Source organism: Kluyvera sp. CHPC 1.251 (assembly GCF_036759945.1).
Taxonomy (GTDB): Bacteria; Pseudomonadota; Gammaproteobacteria; order Enterobacterales; family Enterobacteriaceae; genus Kluyvera; species Kluyvera sichuanensis.
Window position 1 is genome coordinate 607,247 of record NZ_JAPKIC010000001.1, and the last position, 14,247, is coordinate 621,493.

General features: G+C 56.3%; 12 protein-coding genes. 6 read left to right on the forward strand and 6 right to left on the reverse strand.

Going from position 1 to position 14,247, the window contains the following annotated elements; translation table 11 throughout:
- Positions 1-68 precede the first annotated feature (68 nt).
- The 4 genes from V6940_RS02765 to pabB form a co-directional block, all read right to left on the reverse strand.
- Entirely contained in the window at positions 69-1,616 is a 1,548-nt protein-coding gene (locus tag V6940_RS02765) for an EAL domain-containing protein (protein ID WP_333494732.1), read from the reverse strand.
- A gap of 124 nt (positions 1,617-1,740) precedes the next feature.
- Positions 1,741-3,105, reverse strand: coding sequence for an L-serine ammonia-lyase (gene sdaA / locus V6940_RS02770; RefSeq protein WP_333494733.1), 1,365 nt, complete (start codon positions 3,103-3,105; stop codon positions 1,741-1,743).
- Between the two features lie 165 nt (positions 3,106-3,270).
- Positions 3,271-3,849 carry a CoA pyrophosphatase gene (locus V6940_RS02775; protein WP_333494734.1) on the reverse strand — a complete coding sequence of 193 codons (579 nt, stop codon included), beginning with the start codon at positions 3,847-3,849 and terminating at the stop codon, positions 3,271-3,273.
- Positions 3,850-3,851: 2 nt separating this feature from the next.
- A complete protein-coding gene (gene pabB / locus V6940_RS02780; RefSeq protein ID WP_333494735.1) occupies positions 3,852-5,207 on the reverse strand; it encodes an aminodeoxychorismate synthase component 1 in 1,356 nt (451 codons plus the stop codon).
- A gap of 90 nt (positions 5,208-5,297) precedes the next feature.
- Here pabB and V6940_RS02785 point away from each other — a divergent pair, with 90 nt between their 5' ends.
- On the forward strand, positions 5,298-5,483 hold the full coding sequence (locus V6940_RS02785) for a YoaH family protein (protein ID WP_035891624.1): 186 nt from the start codon (positions 5,298-5,300) through the stop codon (positions 5,481-5,483).
- A gap of 4 nt (positions 5,484-5,487) precedes the next feature.
- On the forward strand, positions 5,488-6,216 hold the full coding sequence (locus tag V6940_RS02790; RefSeq protein WP_333494736.1) for a phosphodiester glycosidase family protein: 729 nt from the start codon (positions 5,488-5,490) through the stop codon (positions 6,214-6,216).
- Positions 6,217-6,280: 64 nt separating this feature from the next.
- Here the strand turns inward: V6940_RS02790 and V6940_RS02795 are convergent, their stop codons facing one another.
- On the reverse strand, positions 6,281-8,278 hold the full coding sequence (locus V6940_RS02795; RefSeq protein WP_333494737.1) for a heparinase II/III domain-containing protein: 1,998 nt from the start codon (positions 8,276-8,278) through the stop codon (positions 6,281-6,283).
- Positions 8,275-9,516, reverse strand: a complete 1,242-nt coding sequence (locus tag V6940_RS02800; RefSeq protein WP_333494738.1) for an alginate lyase family protein — start codon at positions 9,514-9,516, stop codon at positions 8,275-8,277. Before V6940_RS02800 ends, V6940_RS02795 begins: the two co-directional genes overlap by 4 nt.
- A gap of 528 nt (positions 9,517-10,044) precedes the next feature.
- Here V6940_RS02800 and V6940_RS02805 point away from each other — a divergent pair.
- The 4 genes from V6940_RS02805 to V6940_RS02820 are packed head-to-tail and all read left to right on the forward strand — an operon-like array spanning position 10,045 to position 14,243.
- Positions 10,045-11,334, forward strand: a complete 1,290-nt coding sequence (locus tag V6940_RS02805; protein WP_333494739.1) for an ABC transporter substrate-binding protein — start codon at positions 10,045-10,047, stop codon at positions 11,332-11,334.
- A 13-nt stretch (positions 11,335-11,347) separates the two neighbouring features.
- Positions 11,348-12,289, forward strand: coding sequence for a carbohydrate ABC transporter permease (locus V6940_RS02810; RefSeq protein WP_081918560.1), 942 nt, complete (start codon positions 11,348-11,350; stop codon positions 12,287-12,289).
- Between the two features lie 9 nt (positions 12,290-12,298).
- Complete coding sequence (locus V6940_RS02815) at positions 12,299-13,138, forward strand: carbohydrate ABC transporter permease (protein ID WP_185667670.1); 840 nt, start codon at positions 12,299-12,301, stop codon at positions 13,136-13,138.
- Positions 13,139-13,148: 10 nt separating this feature from the next.
- A complete protein-coding gene (locus V6940_RS02820) occupies positions 13,149-14,243 on the forward strand; it encodes an ABC transporter ATP-binding protein (RefSeq protein WP_333494740.1) in 1,095 nt (364 codons plus the stop codon).
- The last annotated feature ends 4 nt before the right edge of the window (positions 14,244-14,247 follow it).

Genomic DNA, 14,247 nt, shown 5'->3' on the forward strand with positions numbered 1-14,247 from the left:
CGCACAAGCGCCGACTCCGGGGAACTCCCGGGGTCACTTCTTTCGACCGGACGACGATATCTGCGAATTCAATTTTTATGCTTCTTCAGCCACTGCGGAAACTCCTCCAGCGGCATCGGCTGAGCATAAAGATATCCCTGCAAAAAATGCACGCCGTGCTGCTGCAAATAGAGCGCCTCTTCCTGCGTCTCAACTCCCTCCGCGACCAGCTCAACGTTCAGCCGCTGTCCCAGCGCAATAATAATATCCGTCACCGTGGAGTTCACGGCATCGGTGCCAATTGCGCCGGTAAAGGCCTTGTCGATTTTCAGCACGTCCGGATGTAGCATCTCAAGCCAGGAGAGCGAGCTGTTGCCGGTGCCAAAATCATCTATCGCCAGCTTAATTTGATGGTTACCAAGCTCGCTGCGCAGTTGATAGTTCACATCGTTCAGCGCGTCGCGCTCGGTCAGTTCGACCGTAAGCTGCTGTAGCGGCTTGCGGCTGAACCAGAGTTGCTTTAAATCTTTCAGCAGCTGGCCGTTTTTAAAGTGCGGGGCGGCGACGTTGATGCCAATCTGGAAATCACGTTCCTGAGGAAACAGATGCAGCCGCTGCGCCGTTTCACCGATGACGTAGCGGGTCAGCGGAATAATCAGGTTCTGTGTTTCAGCAATCGGAATAAACACATCTGGCGCAACCCAGCCTACGCGTGGGTTGTTCCAGCGCAGTAGGATCTCTGCGCCGATGCAGCGCTGCGTCCGCGCGTCCATCTGTGGTTGGCAGTAAAGGGCAAACTCCTTGCCGGCGATGCCCATATTAATTTCGCGTGAAAAGCTGAGCCGCCCGGCGGTGGCAAGCCAGGCAATCCACGTAAACAGAATGCTCATGATGGCGGCTAGCGGCAAATCGGTGACCAGATTATTCAGTGCGAGATGAGCAGGACCGGGGCTGAGCGCCGCAACGCTAAACGGAAAGTCCGTCGACGAACGGATGAAAACGCGGTTACCGTCATCATCCATCTCCCCGGTAATGCCAATATTGTGCTGATAGTGGCGTTCACCAACGTTCAGGCTGATATGGGTGATGAGCGGCGGGGTGGGTTCGAGAATAATATTGCTGAGTAAATCGATGTTAATGGAGACCATCACGCCGTCTTTACCGTCAGCCGATGCGGGAAACCACTGAACCAGAATCGGGGTACCGACCAGCAGCGAATGATCGGTGCCCAGCAGTAGCAGCGGCGCGGTATTGGGCAGCTGCGGTTGCAGCGTGTTGACCGCGATGTTGCGCGAACCGAGTGCGCTGGAGCAGTAGAGTTTCCCCCCTTTCACCAACGCAATAGAGCGCACGGTTTGCAGCATCACCGCCAGCTTGCGCAACGGCAGATGAATGGCTTCACAGGGCTGACCGACCAGGGCAAGCATGGCGGTACGTTGGGTTTTCAGCGGCTGGAGGATTCTATCGAGACGATCGACCGAGTGGGCGGTGAGGGTATTTATCTGTTTCTGATTTATGCTGCGCTGCGAAATAAATCGTATCCCTAAGGTCAGCGCAAAAGCACACACCGCGACGATCGCACAGACGGCGATTCGCTTGCGTAGATACTTTCTGATAATCCATTGTGCTGATTGCATTTCCGCTGCTCGGCGCGCATAGAGTGGTAATGAAAATAGCAGTGACGACAGAGCAAGTGAAGCAGGTCGAGAAAATAGTGGAGTTAAATCACCCACCTGAATTAGGGGTGGGTGATTAGGCGTATTAGTCGCACTGAACCTTGATGGCCAGACCGCCGCGCGAGGTTTCGCGATATTTGGCGTTCATGTCTTTACCGGTTTCGTACATGGTCTCAATGACCTTATCGAGGGAAACGCGCGGCTCGCTGGTACGACGCATCGCCATACGTGCGGCGTTAATCGCCTTGACCGACGCAATGGCGTTACGCTCGATGCACGGCACCTGAACCTGACCGGCAACCGGGTCGCAGGTCAGACCGAGGTTATGTTCCATACCGATTTCCGCCGCGACGCATACCTGTTCCGGGCTGGCACCCAGCAGTTCAGCCAGACCGGCCGCCGCCATTGAGCAAGCTACGCCCACTTCACCCTGGCAGCCCACTTCGGCACCGGAGATAGAGGCATTCATCTTGTACAGCGCACCAATGGCGCCGGAGGCCAGGAAGTAGCGAATGTAGATATCCGGGCTGACGGACTCGATAAAGTGATCGTAATAGGCCAGTACCGCTGGAACGATACCGCAGGCGCCGTTCGTTGGTGCGGTAACCACGCGACCACCGGCGGCGTTCTCTTCGTTCACCGCCAGCGCAAACATGTTCACCCAGTCAATAACGTTCATCGGATCGCTGGAGAGCTTGTCGCTGGAAACCAGCATACGACGCAGTGCGGAAGCACGACGCGGTACGCGCAGCGGCCCCGGCAGCACGCCTTCGGTGTTCATGCCGCGGTCAATACAGGCGCGCATAGTCTGCCAGACGTTCTCGAAGTACTCTTCAATCTCTTTCTTGCTGTGCAGCGCCAGCTCGTTCTGCATCACCATGCCTGAAAGCGACAGGCCGGTCTCTTTGCAGTAGTTGAGCATTTCGGTGGCTGAAGCGAACGGGTAAGGGACCTGTACTTCGCCGCTGTCCGCTTTGCCAAAATGCTCTTCGTCGACGATAAAGCCGCCGCCGATAGAGTAGTAGGTTTTACTGTAGAGTTGCGTTTCGCCTGCCCAGGCGGTTATCTGCATGCCGTTTTCGTGCAGCGGCAGATTACCGTTGTGGAAACGCATGCCGCTTTCGGCTGGGAAATCGACTTCGACGCGGCCAAGCGCCAGCAGCAGACGGCCGCGTGCTTCCACGTCACGAATAAATGCCGGGATGGCATCAATATCGACGGTATCCGGCTGGTTACCCGCCAGACCCATAATAATCGCGATATCGGTATGGTGGCCCTTACCGGTGAGGGACAGTGAACCGTAGACGTCAACGGCAACGCGCGTCACGTCATCAATCAGTCCCTTTTCGACCAGGTCATCGACGAACTGTTTGCCAGCCTTCATCGGCCCTACAGTATGGGAAGATGAGGGACCAATCCCCACCTTAAACATGTCGAATATACTAATCACTTTAACACTCCTGACAGGGTTGCCACGTTGTTGCGGCAACGATGTAATAACTGCGCATAGTGTATGAGGGAACCTGAAATCCAGCTTAACTATTCACATGAATTTAATTAATGCGTAGCGTTGATTTTACTAATGCTGAACCCCTGGTTATCAAGGTAAGTATAGTCAGGGTTTCAGGCCGACCTGTAGCGCCAGCTCACGAATAATACCGGCGGTCATGCCCCAGACAAAATAGTGCTGATACCAGGAGAGCCAGACGCGATGCGCGTTGCCGCGGCGATGAATATCTAGCGGGTGATAACGCCCCAGACGCAGGGCTTCGGCAAGCGGCATTTCAAACACCGATGCCACCTCATCTTCACTGGCGTGATAGTGCAGATCCGGTGGGATAACGCCGAGCACCGGCGTGACCTGAAAGCCGGTCACGCTGTCGACCGGCGGCAGAACACCGATAATATCCACACACTCCGGAGGAATGGCGACCTCTTCCTGCGCCTCACGCAGCGCCGCGGCAATCAGCGATGCGTCGCTGCTGTCTACCGCGCCGCCGGGAAAGGCGACCTGACCGGGATGTTTGCGCAAGCGCGCGGAACGCTGCGTCAGCAGCAGCCCAGGTTCAGGACGGCGCACGATGGGAATCAATACCGCGGCCTGTCGGGCGTTTAACGCCGTACGCGTCGCCTGCGGACGAAGCAGCTGAAAGCGGGAGAGAAAGTCATCCAGGTTCAGCGCGCGCTCTTGCATGGTCAGGACTCCAGTTGTTGTAGGATTCTATTCACTTTATCAAATGTTTCCTGATATTCCGCATCTTCGTCGCTGTCGGCCACCAGGCCACCGCCCGCCGAGCAGTAAAGCGTGCCGTCTGTCGCCGTGACAGTACGAATGGTAATGCTGGTGTCCATATTGCCGCAGGCGCTGAGATAGCCGATGCTGCCGCACCACGCGTTGCGGCGATGGGGCTCCAGCTCATCGATAATCTCCATCGCCCGCACCTTCGGTGCGCCGGTAATGGAGCCGCCGGGAAACGCTGCGCGCAGCAAATCGGTCGCGTGTAGCGTTGGCGGCAACTGTGCGGTGATGGTGCTGACCAGATGATGCACCGCCGGAAACGGCTCAACGACAAACAGCTCCGGCACCCGTACGCTGCCCGGCACCGCGACGCGACCAATGTCGTTGCGCATCAGGTCGACAATCATAAGATTTTCTGCACGATCCTTCGGTGAATTCGCTAGCCGCTGTGCCTGTTCGGCATCCGCCTGCGGGGAATCGAGGCGCGGCAGGGTGCCTTTAATCGGGCGGGTCTGAATCTGCCCCTGCTCGAGCTGGATAAAACGCTCTGGAGAGAGGCTCAGAATGGCGCTGTCTTCAAATCGTAGAAACGCGCTGAACGGCGCCCGGTTGGCGTGGTTCAGCCGCACAAATGCCGCCCATTCATCGCCCTCGTAGCACGCCTGAAAGCGCTGGGCGAGGTTAACCTGGTAGCAGTCACCGCTTTGCAGGTAGGCCTGCACCTGGCGGAATTTTTCGCCATACTGCGCGCGGTTCATATTGGACTGCCAGCCAGAGGTCAGGGCGAATGACGACGTTGCCGGGCTGGTTTGTTCCCGCAGCCAGCGCAGGCGGGCGTCAATATCGCCGTGGCACAGCAGGGTAACGACCTGACGCTGATGGTCAACGATCAGTGCCCAGTCATAAATGCCCACCGCCATGTCCGGGATGCTGATATCTTGCTGCGCCTGCTCGGGAAGCGTCTCGAAGCGGCGGCCTAAATCATAACCAAAGAGCCCAACGGCGCCGCCGGTAAAGGGTAAATCGGCCAGCGGCTTGTCGTTGATGTTCAGCCGATCAATCGCCTGCTGTAACAGCGCTAAGGGATCGTCATGGGAGACTACGGCAGTGCCGTCATGACTCACGGTAGTGACGTCGCCGCGTGTCACCAGCGTCTGGCGAGGGTCGGCGACCACGATATCGTAGCGGCTGTGCGGATGGTCTGCGTAGCCGGAGTGTAGCATCATCGCCCATGGCGAGGCGTTTAACGGGGCAAAGTAGTGTTCTGCGGCATCCTGTCGCCAGGGAAGCGTCGTCATTGAAGGGGGTAACATTGTTTCTCTGTCCAGCCTTGTTGCACTGCCTCTGGCGAATGTTCGGGCAGCATGAAATAATAAGCGCCCACAATGTAGCAGGAGTCAATGATGTTTGCAGGATTACCTTCATTAAGCCATGAACAGCAGCAGAAAGCCGTCGAGCGTATTCAGGAACTGATGTCGCAGGGGATGGCAAGCGGTCAGGCGATCGCGCTGGTGGCTGAAGAGCTGCGTGCTACCCACACCGGCGAACGTATTGTCGCTCGCTTTGAGGATGAAGACGAAGACGAATAACGTCATGTTCATCCGTTCAATACCGCTGCTGCTGACGCTGATGGCAGCGCCCTTAACGGCAGCAGCGGAAAATGCATGTCGGCTCACCGACCCCAGCCTGACGCTACAAAGCTATACCGCCGATCCCCAACATCAACGCATCGCCATGTACTGGCAAAAAGCCAACGGTAAAGAGTACGGTTCGCTGCGCGCGCTGCTGTCCGAGATCAACGGCGACGGGCGCGTACGCATGGCGATGAATGGCGGCATCTACGATAAAGCCTACGCTCCCCTTGGGCTGTATATTGAAAACGGTCAGCAAAGGGTGGCGGTGAATCGCGCATCCGGCGGTGGGAACTTCTTTATCAAACCCGGCGGTGTTTTTTACCTTCGCGGCGATCGCGCGGGGATAGTTAGCCTCGACAGGCTGAAATCGACCAAAGGCATGGACTACGCGGTGCAGTCCGGCCCGATGCTGATTGAAAACGGGGTGATTAACTGGCGGCTGAAGCCGTCGGCAAGTTCGCGCAAGCTGCGCAACGGCGTAGGGATCACCGCGCAAGGCAAAGTCGTGTTTATGCTGAGCGAGCGGGAAACCAACTTCTATGATTTCGCCTGCTATGCGAAATCACGCCTCAACGTGCGGCAGATGCTCTATCTCGACGGCACCATTTCAAAGATGTACCAGCAGGGGAGCAGTGTCCCCTGGCAGTACCATCCTTTCGTTACCATGATTACCGTGGAAAAACGCTGAGTTCTGGGGGATTGGTAGGCCGGATGGCGCTTCGCTTATCCGGCCTACATGATGACTATCAGGCTCACCCCACGAACTCAGGCCGCAGCGCGGGATCGTCATACAGCGTCACATGCGCTACCCGCTCCCCACGCCAGAAGCTCAGTTGCGTACCGATAGCGGTATGATGCACGCTCACCTCCGTCAACGGTGACTGCTTCGCCAAATCCCACAGACAGACGAAACGCGCCTGCGGAAGATGGTTGCGCAACACCAGATAGCTCAAATCGCTGATGGCCGGGTTATCGGGCGCCAGCCCTTGCCACAGTTCACCGTCGCCCGATAGCCACAGGGCAAAAGTGTCGCCCTGATGCGTGAAGTGGCGCGGCTGACAGCCGTGCAGCGGCGTGACGGTCGCGTTGCGCATTTCGCGCAGCGGGCCGCTGAGCGAGAAGGGCTGTGGCTTGCCGCTCTGGTCCAGCGCATCGGCCGCCAGATGTAGCGTCCAGTCAAGCTGCTGGCGGTGCGGGTTTTCCACCGTCGACAGGTCGATCAGCACGTCATCCAGCCACAGCAGACGGCGGCGAAAACGCACGTCGCGCCAGGCCTCAACGTCCCACTCCACGCGGGTGTGGCTGTTCAACTGCGGTGGTGGTTTTCCCCAATCGGTTTCAGTATCCAGCCACAGGTACTCCTCGCCCATATGCCAGCCGAGCACGTCGGAGTTGGCGGGGGGCTGGTTGGTCTGATTGACCGTCAGCGTATTGTGGGTGGCGCTGTTTTTGTAATAGTCATAGTGCATCCTGGCCCCGTAACCGGTAGTGCCGAGGTCCGGCAGCAGCCAGCCATCGCGCTGCCACAGCATCAGGCTCTGGCGGTCGTAATGATCGTGCTCGCCGCCCCACGGACTGTGTTTAATCAGCACCGCCTGCTGTTGTTGCGGGCGTCGCCACAGTGTGATCCCGGCACCGGGCGCGTACAGCGACCGTTGCGGGATCAAATCCAGGTGAGTTTCCGGCAGCGACTGATGACGCCAGAGCAGCGTTTCGCGCTCGTCAGGCTCACCGGCGGTAAACTGCAGCACCGCAGCGTAGAGCGGATCGCGCCAGATAAACCAGGCAAATTCGTACAGATCCCGATGATGCAACTTCTCCTGCCCGGCGAGACAATCGTTGAGCCGGGGAAAGGTGCCATCCGGCAGCAGCAGCTCAAGCGGAAAGCGCAGCATCTGTGGGTACCATGGGCCATCAATCAGGCTCCAGCGGGTACCGTGCGCCATCTTCTCGAAGGCAAAGAACCCCTGTAGCGCGTAATAGTGATAATGGATGGAACCCTCAAACCACATCCCTTCCGCCAGCAGACCATGTTCAAGCTGCCAGCGCAGTCCGTAAGGCGCGTTGACGGCGAACTCCAGCAGGCTGTCGTCCTCCAGTACAAAACCGAGCACCCCCAGCGCGGCGCTGATTTTAACCTCGTGGTTGTGGATCTGCGGACTGCGGTGTTCGCATAAAAAGGTCGCCGCGCAGCGCAGCAGGTTGTCGCTGATATGCTGACGCTCGCCCGCCGTCAGGCTCTCGGCAATAAAGTCATAACCCAGCGCCATATCAAGAATGCAGTTGGCTTCGCACAGGGTCTGGGCGTTCATCTTGCCGGGACCATTGTGCGGAATATCGCCGTGCACCGCGTAGTCAGGGTAGACATCCGCATAGCCCATCAGCAGCGTACGCACTTTATCGCGGTACGCGGCGTTGCCGGTCAGCCGCCAGAGCAGGCCCAACTGCTGGCAGGCGCTGGCGTTACGGCCGTTCATTTCTCGCCACCAGGCACCGTCCCACGGTTCACCGCTGAATACCTCACCGTCCACCGGGCAAGCGTGGTGGTGAGGTGAGTCTGGCTGCCAGGTCAGCCGCACCCCATGGTGTGGGCAGAAATAGTAGAGATTCCAGCTGGCGATCCCGGTTTGCGGGATGCACACAGCGGCGTCAAGCATCGGTTGTGCATCCTTCACGAGCTGTTCAATCAGGCCCTGCTCGCCGACAGCACGCGCGGCGATCTCCGGCCATAGCCCAGAAAATTGTCTCATTTTTGGTTTTCCCTGACCTCTGAAGACGCGGTAAGCGGTGCAATGAGCGTGGTGATATCGTCGGGATATTTCGCCCGCAGCCAGCGCGCTTTCTCGCGGAACAGTGCGTCGTCAGGCCAGGCATGGGCAGCAGTGGCGATGTTGCGCAGCGCCTTCTTGTCATCCTTTTTGTCGAGGTCTTTCCATGGCCACGGCGTGTCGCTGTCGACAAATCCGGCGATGTACTGATAGCCCTTGCGCAGGCTGTGATCGTCGAGGGTAAAGTTCCAGATATCGACTCCGGCTTTTTCACCCAGACGACCCAGGCGGCTGTAGGCGTCGAGGTTAAAGTTGCTGTAGTGCCACGGGCGAGTGCGCTCCAGTTCAGCCATCTGGCGGCCTTCAACGTCAAACTGCCCGGCAATACGGCGAAGTTGGGTGACATACAGGCGCTTTTTGGCCTCTTCCGGCTTGCCGCTGAACAGCGCAAAGGTCGCCGCTTGCATATCGAAGTAGGTGCCGTGGTTGTTGTGCCAGTTCTCTTCTTCAAAGCCATTCTGGCTGGTGGTCATCCAGTGATAGAAATCGCCAAACCACTTTTTCAGCTCGGTCACGTCGGCATCGCTCAACTTACCGGATGCTTGCAGCAGGGCAATGGCATCCACCACGTCAACCAGCGCGCGGCTGTCGATAATGCCGATGCCGCGGCCGGTGTTGATCCCTGGAATGGCCTGAGCGTGCTGCAGATTTGGCGTCATGCGGGTTTCCGGGGCCAGGAACCAGCTTTTGAGTTGTTCGGCCGCTTTCTGTGCGTAGCGGTCGTCATGCGAGAAGTACCATGCCAGCGCCAGCGTGGAGACGTCGTTGCTCATTTTCACCAGACGATTTTTATCGGTGGCATCGCTGTTGGCGTCCGGGTTGGTTTGACCATCTTTGCGGATGTACGGCAGACCGTCTTTGGTCTCCGGGTTCGGCCACCAATAAGGCGGGAAGCTGTAGTAATCGTGTTTATTGCCGCTGGCGGCAACCAGCGTTTTATCCATCACCGAATAGAGCGGGTGTTTCAGCGCAGCGTCCGCTTTTTTTAGCAGTGCGTTTTCCGCCTGTAAAAACAGCGGGTCTTTGGCCGCAATCTGTTCACGGCTGAACGCCAGATCTTTGCCATCAAGCGTATAAGGCTCTGCCGCATACAATGAAGCGCTGAACCCAGAGCAGAGTAGCGCAATGCCTAATATTCCACGGCGATGTATTGAACTCATAGTGATAACCCTTCTGCAAATAGAGAAAAGATAACAAGAGAATTTTGCCTTTAGCGTATTTTAACAACACTAAAAGCAGGCGATTTAATTAAAAAATAATGCTTTCGTAAATAGGTTGGCGTGCAGTGTAAAAGACAAAGTGATTTTTTTTGTGATGCTCATCATGGTTATCGAGTTGAATAAAAAATGACGCTTTTATTGTAGCCTGGTTCACATTTTTAGCCGTTTTTCTTATTTTGTTGAGTTTATCAAAAAAATAAATAAAATGTTAATGCGTTGAATTTAAATAATAAAAAATTTATGTCACTTTTTGTGTCACTTCCATGTGTGATCTCGTTCAACTTTTCTGTTTCTGAAATACGATTTCTTTTTTGTGTGGTTGTATTGGAAAATATATTTCTATTTAATGTTCGGAAATAATTTTTTACGCATGTTGTATTCACCGCAAAATGTTAATCCAGATCACGGAAATGCATTTTGTGAGAATTTAATTATCTTTGTGCCCTACACAATAAAGGATATGCAATCATGTCTGCGAATAAATTACGTTCATTATTACTGCTTTCCGCTCTAGGACTGGGTATCGGGCAAAGCTACGCCGCCACCACCCTGAACGTCTGGATCCGTGCGAGCAACGACTCCAAAAATATCTACAAGCAAGAAGCCGAGAAGTTCGAAGAGAAGACTGGTATTAAGATTGAGTACTTCAATGCCACCACCGACTTCGAACAGCGGCTGGCGCGCGCCACGGCGGGTAATGCCTTACCGGATTTGATCTTCAACGATGCCGCTTCACTCGGTCAGTTTATTCAGCTTGGCATTGCCGACGAAATTGACCCGAAAGCCATCAGCGGTGGCGACCAGCTATACCAGACAGCCTGGAACAGTACCCGCTATATCGACGGCAAATACTACGGCGTGCCAACCTCAGCGCAAACCTTCGCGCTGTTTGTGCGCAAAGACTGGCGCGAGAAGCTGGGCCTGCCGCAGCCGAAAAGCTGGGATGATATCCAGAAATTAGCCAAAGCTTTCACCACTCAGGACCCGGACGGCAACGGTAAAAACGACACCTACGGCTTTATCGTGCCTGCCTCTACCACCCGCGGCTACGCAAGCTGGTTTATGAGCAGCTTTATCTGGCAGGCGGGCGGTGATTTCGTCAAAGAGAACGGTGGTAAATTCAGCGCCTCGCTCGATACCCCTGAAGTGGCTCAGGCGATGACCTTTATGCGCACCATGATGTGCGAAAAAGTGACCCAGCCGGGGGCGATTAACGCCACCACCGCCGACGTTATCCCATCGTTCCGTTCCGGTCAGAGCGGCATGTTCTTCAGCGGCCCTTACCACATTGCGCTGTTTGATAAAGACCCAGGCAAAGACAACTTCGACGTCGTGCCGGTGGTTGGGCCGAAAGGGGAGGCCACCCTCGCCGAAGGGACCACCGTCTTTATGATGAAGAGCAGCAAGCAGAAAGAGGCGGCGCAGAAATTTATCGAATTTATGATTTCACAAGAAGGCCAGGAGATCGGCATGGGTAAAGGCAGCCAGCATATTCCAGTGGTGCGTCTGCCGGTGAACAAAAACGTCGATGTCAAAGCGGTTTACCAGGACGCGCGCTGGGAAACCTTCGCCAGACTGTATAACGAGCAGGGCCGCTACGTGCCGCAAATTCCAAACTGGACGCCGGTGCGTCAGGTGGCAGCCGACGGCTTCAACCGTATTTTCGCCGATTGTAATAGCAATATCAGCGCTGAGCTGAAGTCCATCGACGTGAAGGTGAACGCCGAGCTGGAAAAACAAAACGTGCTGGCTAAGTGAGAGGGAGTAAGTAATGACGCTGCATGAGACGAAGTCCGCGCCGCTAAAGCAAGCCGCTTCGCCTGACGCGACCGGCTGGCTGACGGCAAAACGCAAGCGGGCGCTGATTCCGTGGCTGTTCCTGGCACCCGCGCTGATTATTTTTAGCTGGTTTAAGTTCATCCCGATGATTCAGGGGCTGGTGATGAGCTTTTACAAGGTCAACTTTAATCAGCCGGACGAGTGGGTCGGGTTCGATAACTTTACCCGCGCCTTTGCTGACGTAGAGCTGCACGCGGCGGTGGTGAATACGCTGCTGTACGTGGTGGTGACGATGTTCGCCGCCGCTATCCTGGCGTTCTTCCTCGCCATGTTGCTGGAAGGCCCGGCGCGCCATCTGCGCTTTATTCGTACCGCTATTTTCTTACCGGCGGTAACCAGTGCTGCGATCGTCGCCGAGATGTGGCGCATTCTGTTCAACCCAACGCCGAACGGCGTGGTGAACCACATTCTCAGCTGGTTTGGCGTGGCGGATCAGGGGTTCCTTGCCAGCTCCGATCAGGCGCTGGGGGTCATCATGCTGCTGCATATCTGGAAAGCGGTGCCCTACAACATGGTGATTTTTATCGCCGGTCTGGCGGGCATCAGCCGTGACCTGTACGACGCCTCGAACGTCGACGGCGCGAACTGGTGGAACCGTCTGCGCTACGTGACGCTGCCTGGGATGATCCCGGCGCTGTCAGTGGTGCTGATGCTCTCCTTTATCCGTGGCTTCCGCGTGTTTGCCGAGGTGTATGCCACCACTGGCGGTGGGCCATCTAATGCTACAGAAATGGTCATGACGCATATCTATAAGCTGGGCTTTGAACAGTTTGACTATGGCTACGCCTCGGCGGTGTCGTTCCTGCTGTTCACCTTCACCGTTATCTTAACCATTTGTCATTTGACGCTGAAAAAACGTATCGCACGTTACTAAGGAGCCGTGATGTTGAGTAAACGTTGGGATACCGTTGGGCGCTGGTGCATCTACGCGCTGCTGCTGATTGTCTTCGTCGGGCCGTTCTGGGGCATTGTGGCTACCGCCTTTAGCGGTGCGCCGGTCAAACCAGGCGAGCTGCTGGCATGGCCGAATCAGTTCTCGTTTGAAAACTTCATCTTCGCGTGGATGGATATCGGCGTCTGGCAGTATCTGCTGAACTCCATTCTGGTGGTGTTCTTCGGCACCATCCTGCAGGTGTCGGTCAGCGCGCTGGCGGCCTATGCCCTGGCTCGTAAGAAGTTTCGCGGCGTCGCGCTGGTCAGCCTGGTGATTTTATCCACCATGATGCTGCCGGAAGAAGTTATCGCCATTCCGCTGTACATGATAATCAACTGGCGGCTGCCGTTTATCGATGCGTCGCTGTACAACAGCTACCTCGGGATGATTTTGCCGGTGGTGGGCTGGGCGTTCTCCATCTTCGTGCTGACCGAGTTTATGTCGGCTATTCCGAAAGAGCTGGAAGAAGCGGCGCGTATCGACGGCGCGAATGAGTGGCAGATCTTCTTCCACGTTATTCTGCCGCTGGTGAAGCCGGCGCTGGGTACGGTAGTGACCTTCGGCTTCATTATGATTTGGGACCAGTACCTGCTGCCGCTGATTGTAGTGAACCAGGACAGCCTGAACACTATTCCAGTGATCCTCGGCACGCTGCGTACCGATGAAAGCATCACGCCGAACATTTTTATCGCCATTACGCTACTGGCGATGCTGCCAAGCATCATCGTCTATCTGGGTCTGCAAAAACATTTCAACCGCGGGATCATGTCCGGCGCGGTCAAAGGATAAGGGGTTACCGATGGGATCTGTTGTATTAAATAGCGTGCGCAAATCATACGGTGATGCTCACGTCATTAAAGATGTGTCGCTGACTATCCCTGACGGCGAGTTCTGCGTGCTGGTAGGGCCGAGCGGCTGCGGAAAATCGACGCTGCTGCGGATGATTGCCGGGCTGGAGGAGATTTCCGCTGGGGAAGTGCATATCAACGAACGTGATGTCACCGAGGTTGAACCGAAGCTGCGCGATATCGCGATGGTGTTCCAGAGCTATGCGCTCTATCCGCAGATGACCGTGCGTGAAAACATGGGCTTTGCGCTGAAGATGGCGCGTCTGCCGAAGAGTGAAATTAACCAAAAGGTGGACGAAGCCGCGGCGCTACTGGGGCTGGAACCGCTGCTGGAGCGTCTGCCAAAAGATCTCTCCGGCGGCCAGCGTCAGCGTGTGGCGATGGGGCGCGCCATCGTACGTAAGCCGCAGGTGTTCCTGTTCGATGAACCGCTGTCGAACCTCGACGCCAAGCTGCGTACTCAGGTGCGCGGTGAAATTCGCGAGCTGCACCGTCGCCTGAAAACCACGTCGGTGTACGTCACCCACGATCAGATTGAAGCGATGACCATGGGACAGATGATCGTGGTACTGCGTGATGGGCGTATTGAGCAAGCGGGCACGCCGCTGGAGCTGTACGACCAGCCGGCCAACCTGTTCGTTGCCGGGTTTATCGGCTCGCCGGAAATTAACCAGTTGAAGGGGGAAGTGGTGCTCAGCGGGAATAGCACCAGCCTGCGCCTGAAAGATGGATCGCTGCTGGCGCTGCCGGTAGGTTTACAGGTGACCGACGGCCAGCAGGTGGTGTACGCCATTCGCCCGGAACAGGTCAACGTGGTGCACGAAGCCCGCGACGATGCGCTGGCGGCGAAGGTCACGGCGGTGGAGAACACCGGTTCGGATATGCAGCTGTTCTGCGATACCGGCGGTGGGGCGTTTACCTCGGTGTTTAAGCAACGTCTGGCGGTGAAAGAGGGTGACACTATCTGGCTGCAGCCGAAACTCTCCGGCGTGCATCTGTTCGATGCGCAAAGCGGTCTGCGCATAGCGTGCCTGGAGGGTCAATAAGGTG

Bases quoted from the DNA above. Each gene is read 5' to 3' on its own strand.
- V6940_RS02810 (WP_081918560.1), top strand. From the start codon at position 11,348: ATGACGCTGCATGAGACGAAGTCCGCGCCGCTAAAGCAAGCCGCTTCG.
- V6940_RS02765 (WP_333494732.1), bottom strand. From the start codon at position 1,616: ATGCAATCAGCACAATGGATTATCAGAAAGTATCTACGCAAGCGAATC.
- V6940_RS02775 (WP_333494734.1), bottom strand. From the start codon at position 3,849: ATGCAAGAGCGCGCGCTGAACCTGGATGACTTTCTCTCCCGCTTTCAG.
- V6940_RS02805 (WP_333494739.1), top strand. From the start codon at position 10,045: ATGTCTGCGAATAAATTACGTTCATTATTACTGCTTTCCGCTCTAGGA.
- V6940_RS02785 (WP_035891624.1), top strand. From the start codon at position 5,298: ATGTTTGCAGGATTACCTTCATTAAGCCATGAACAGCAGCAGAAAGCC.
- V6940_RS02790 (WP_333494736.1), top strand. From the start codon at position 5,488: ATGTTCATCCGTTCAATACCGCTGCTGCTGACGCTGATGGCAGCGCCC.
- pabB (WP_333494735.1), bottom strand. From the start codon at position 5,207: ATGTTACCCCCTTCAATGACGACGCTTCCCTGGCGACAGGATGCCGCA.
- V6940_RS02795 (WP_333494737.1), bottom strand. From the start codon at position 8,278: ATGAGACAATTTTCTGGGCTATGGCCGGAGATCGCCGCGCGTGCTGTC.
- V6940_RS02800 (WP_333494738.1), bottom strand. From the start codon at position 9,516: ATGAGTTCAATACATCGCCGTGGAATATTAGGCATTGCGCTACTCTGC.
- V6940_RS02815 (WP_185667670.1), top strand. From the start codon at position 12,299: ATGTTGAGTAAACGTTGGGATACCGTTGGGCGCTGGTGCATCTACGCG.
- V6940_RS02820 (WP_333494740.1), top strand. From the start codon at position 13,149: ATGGGATCTGTTGTATTAAATAGCGTGCGCAAATCATACGGTGATGCT.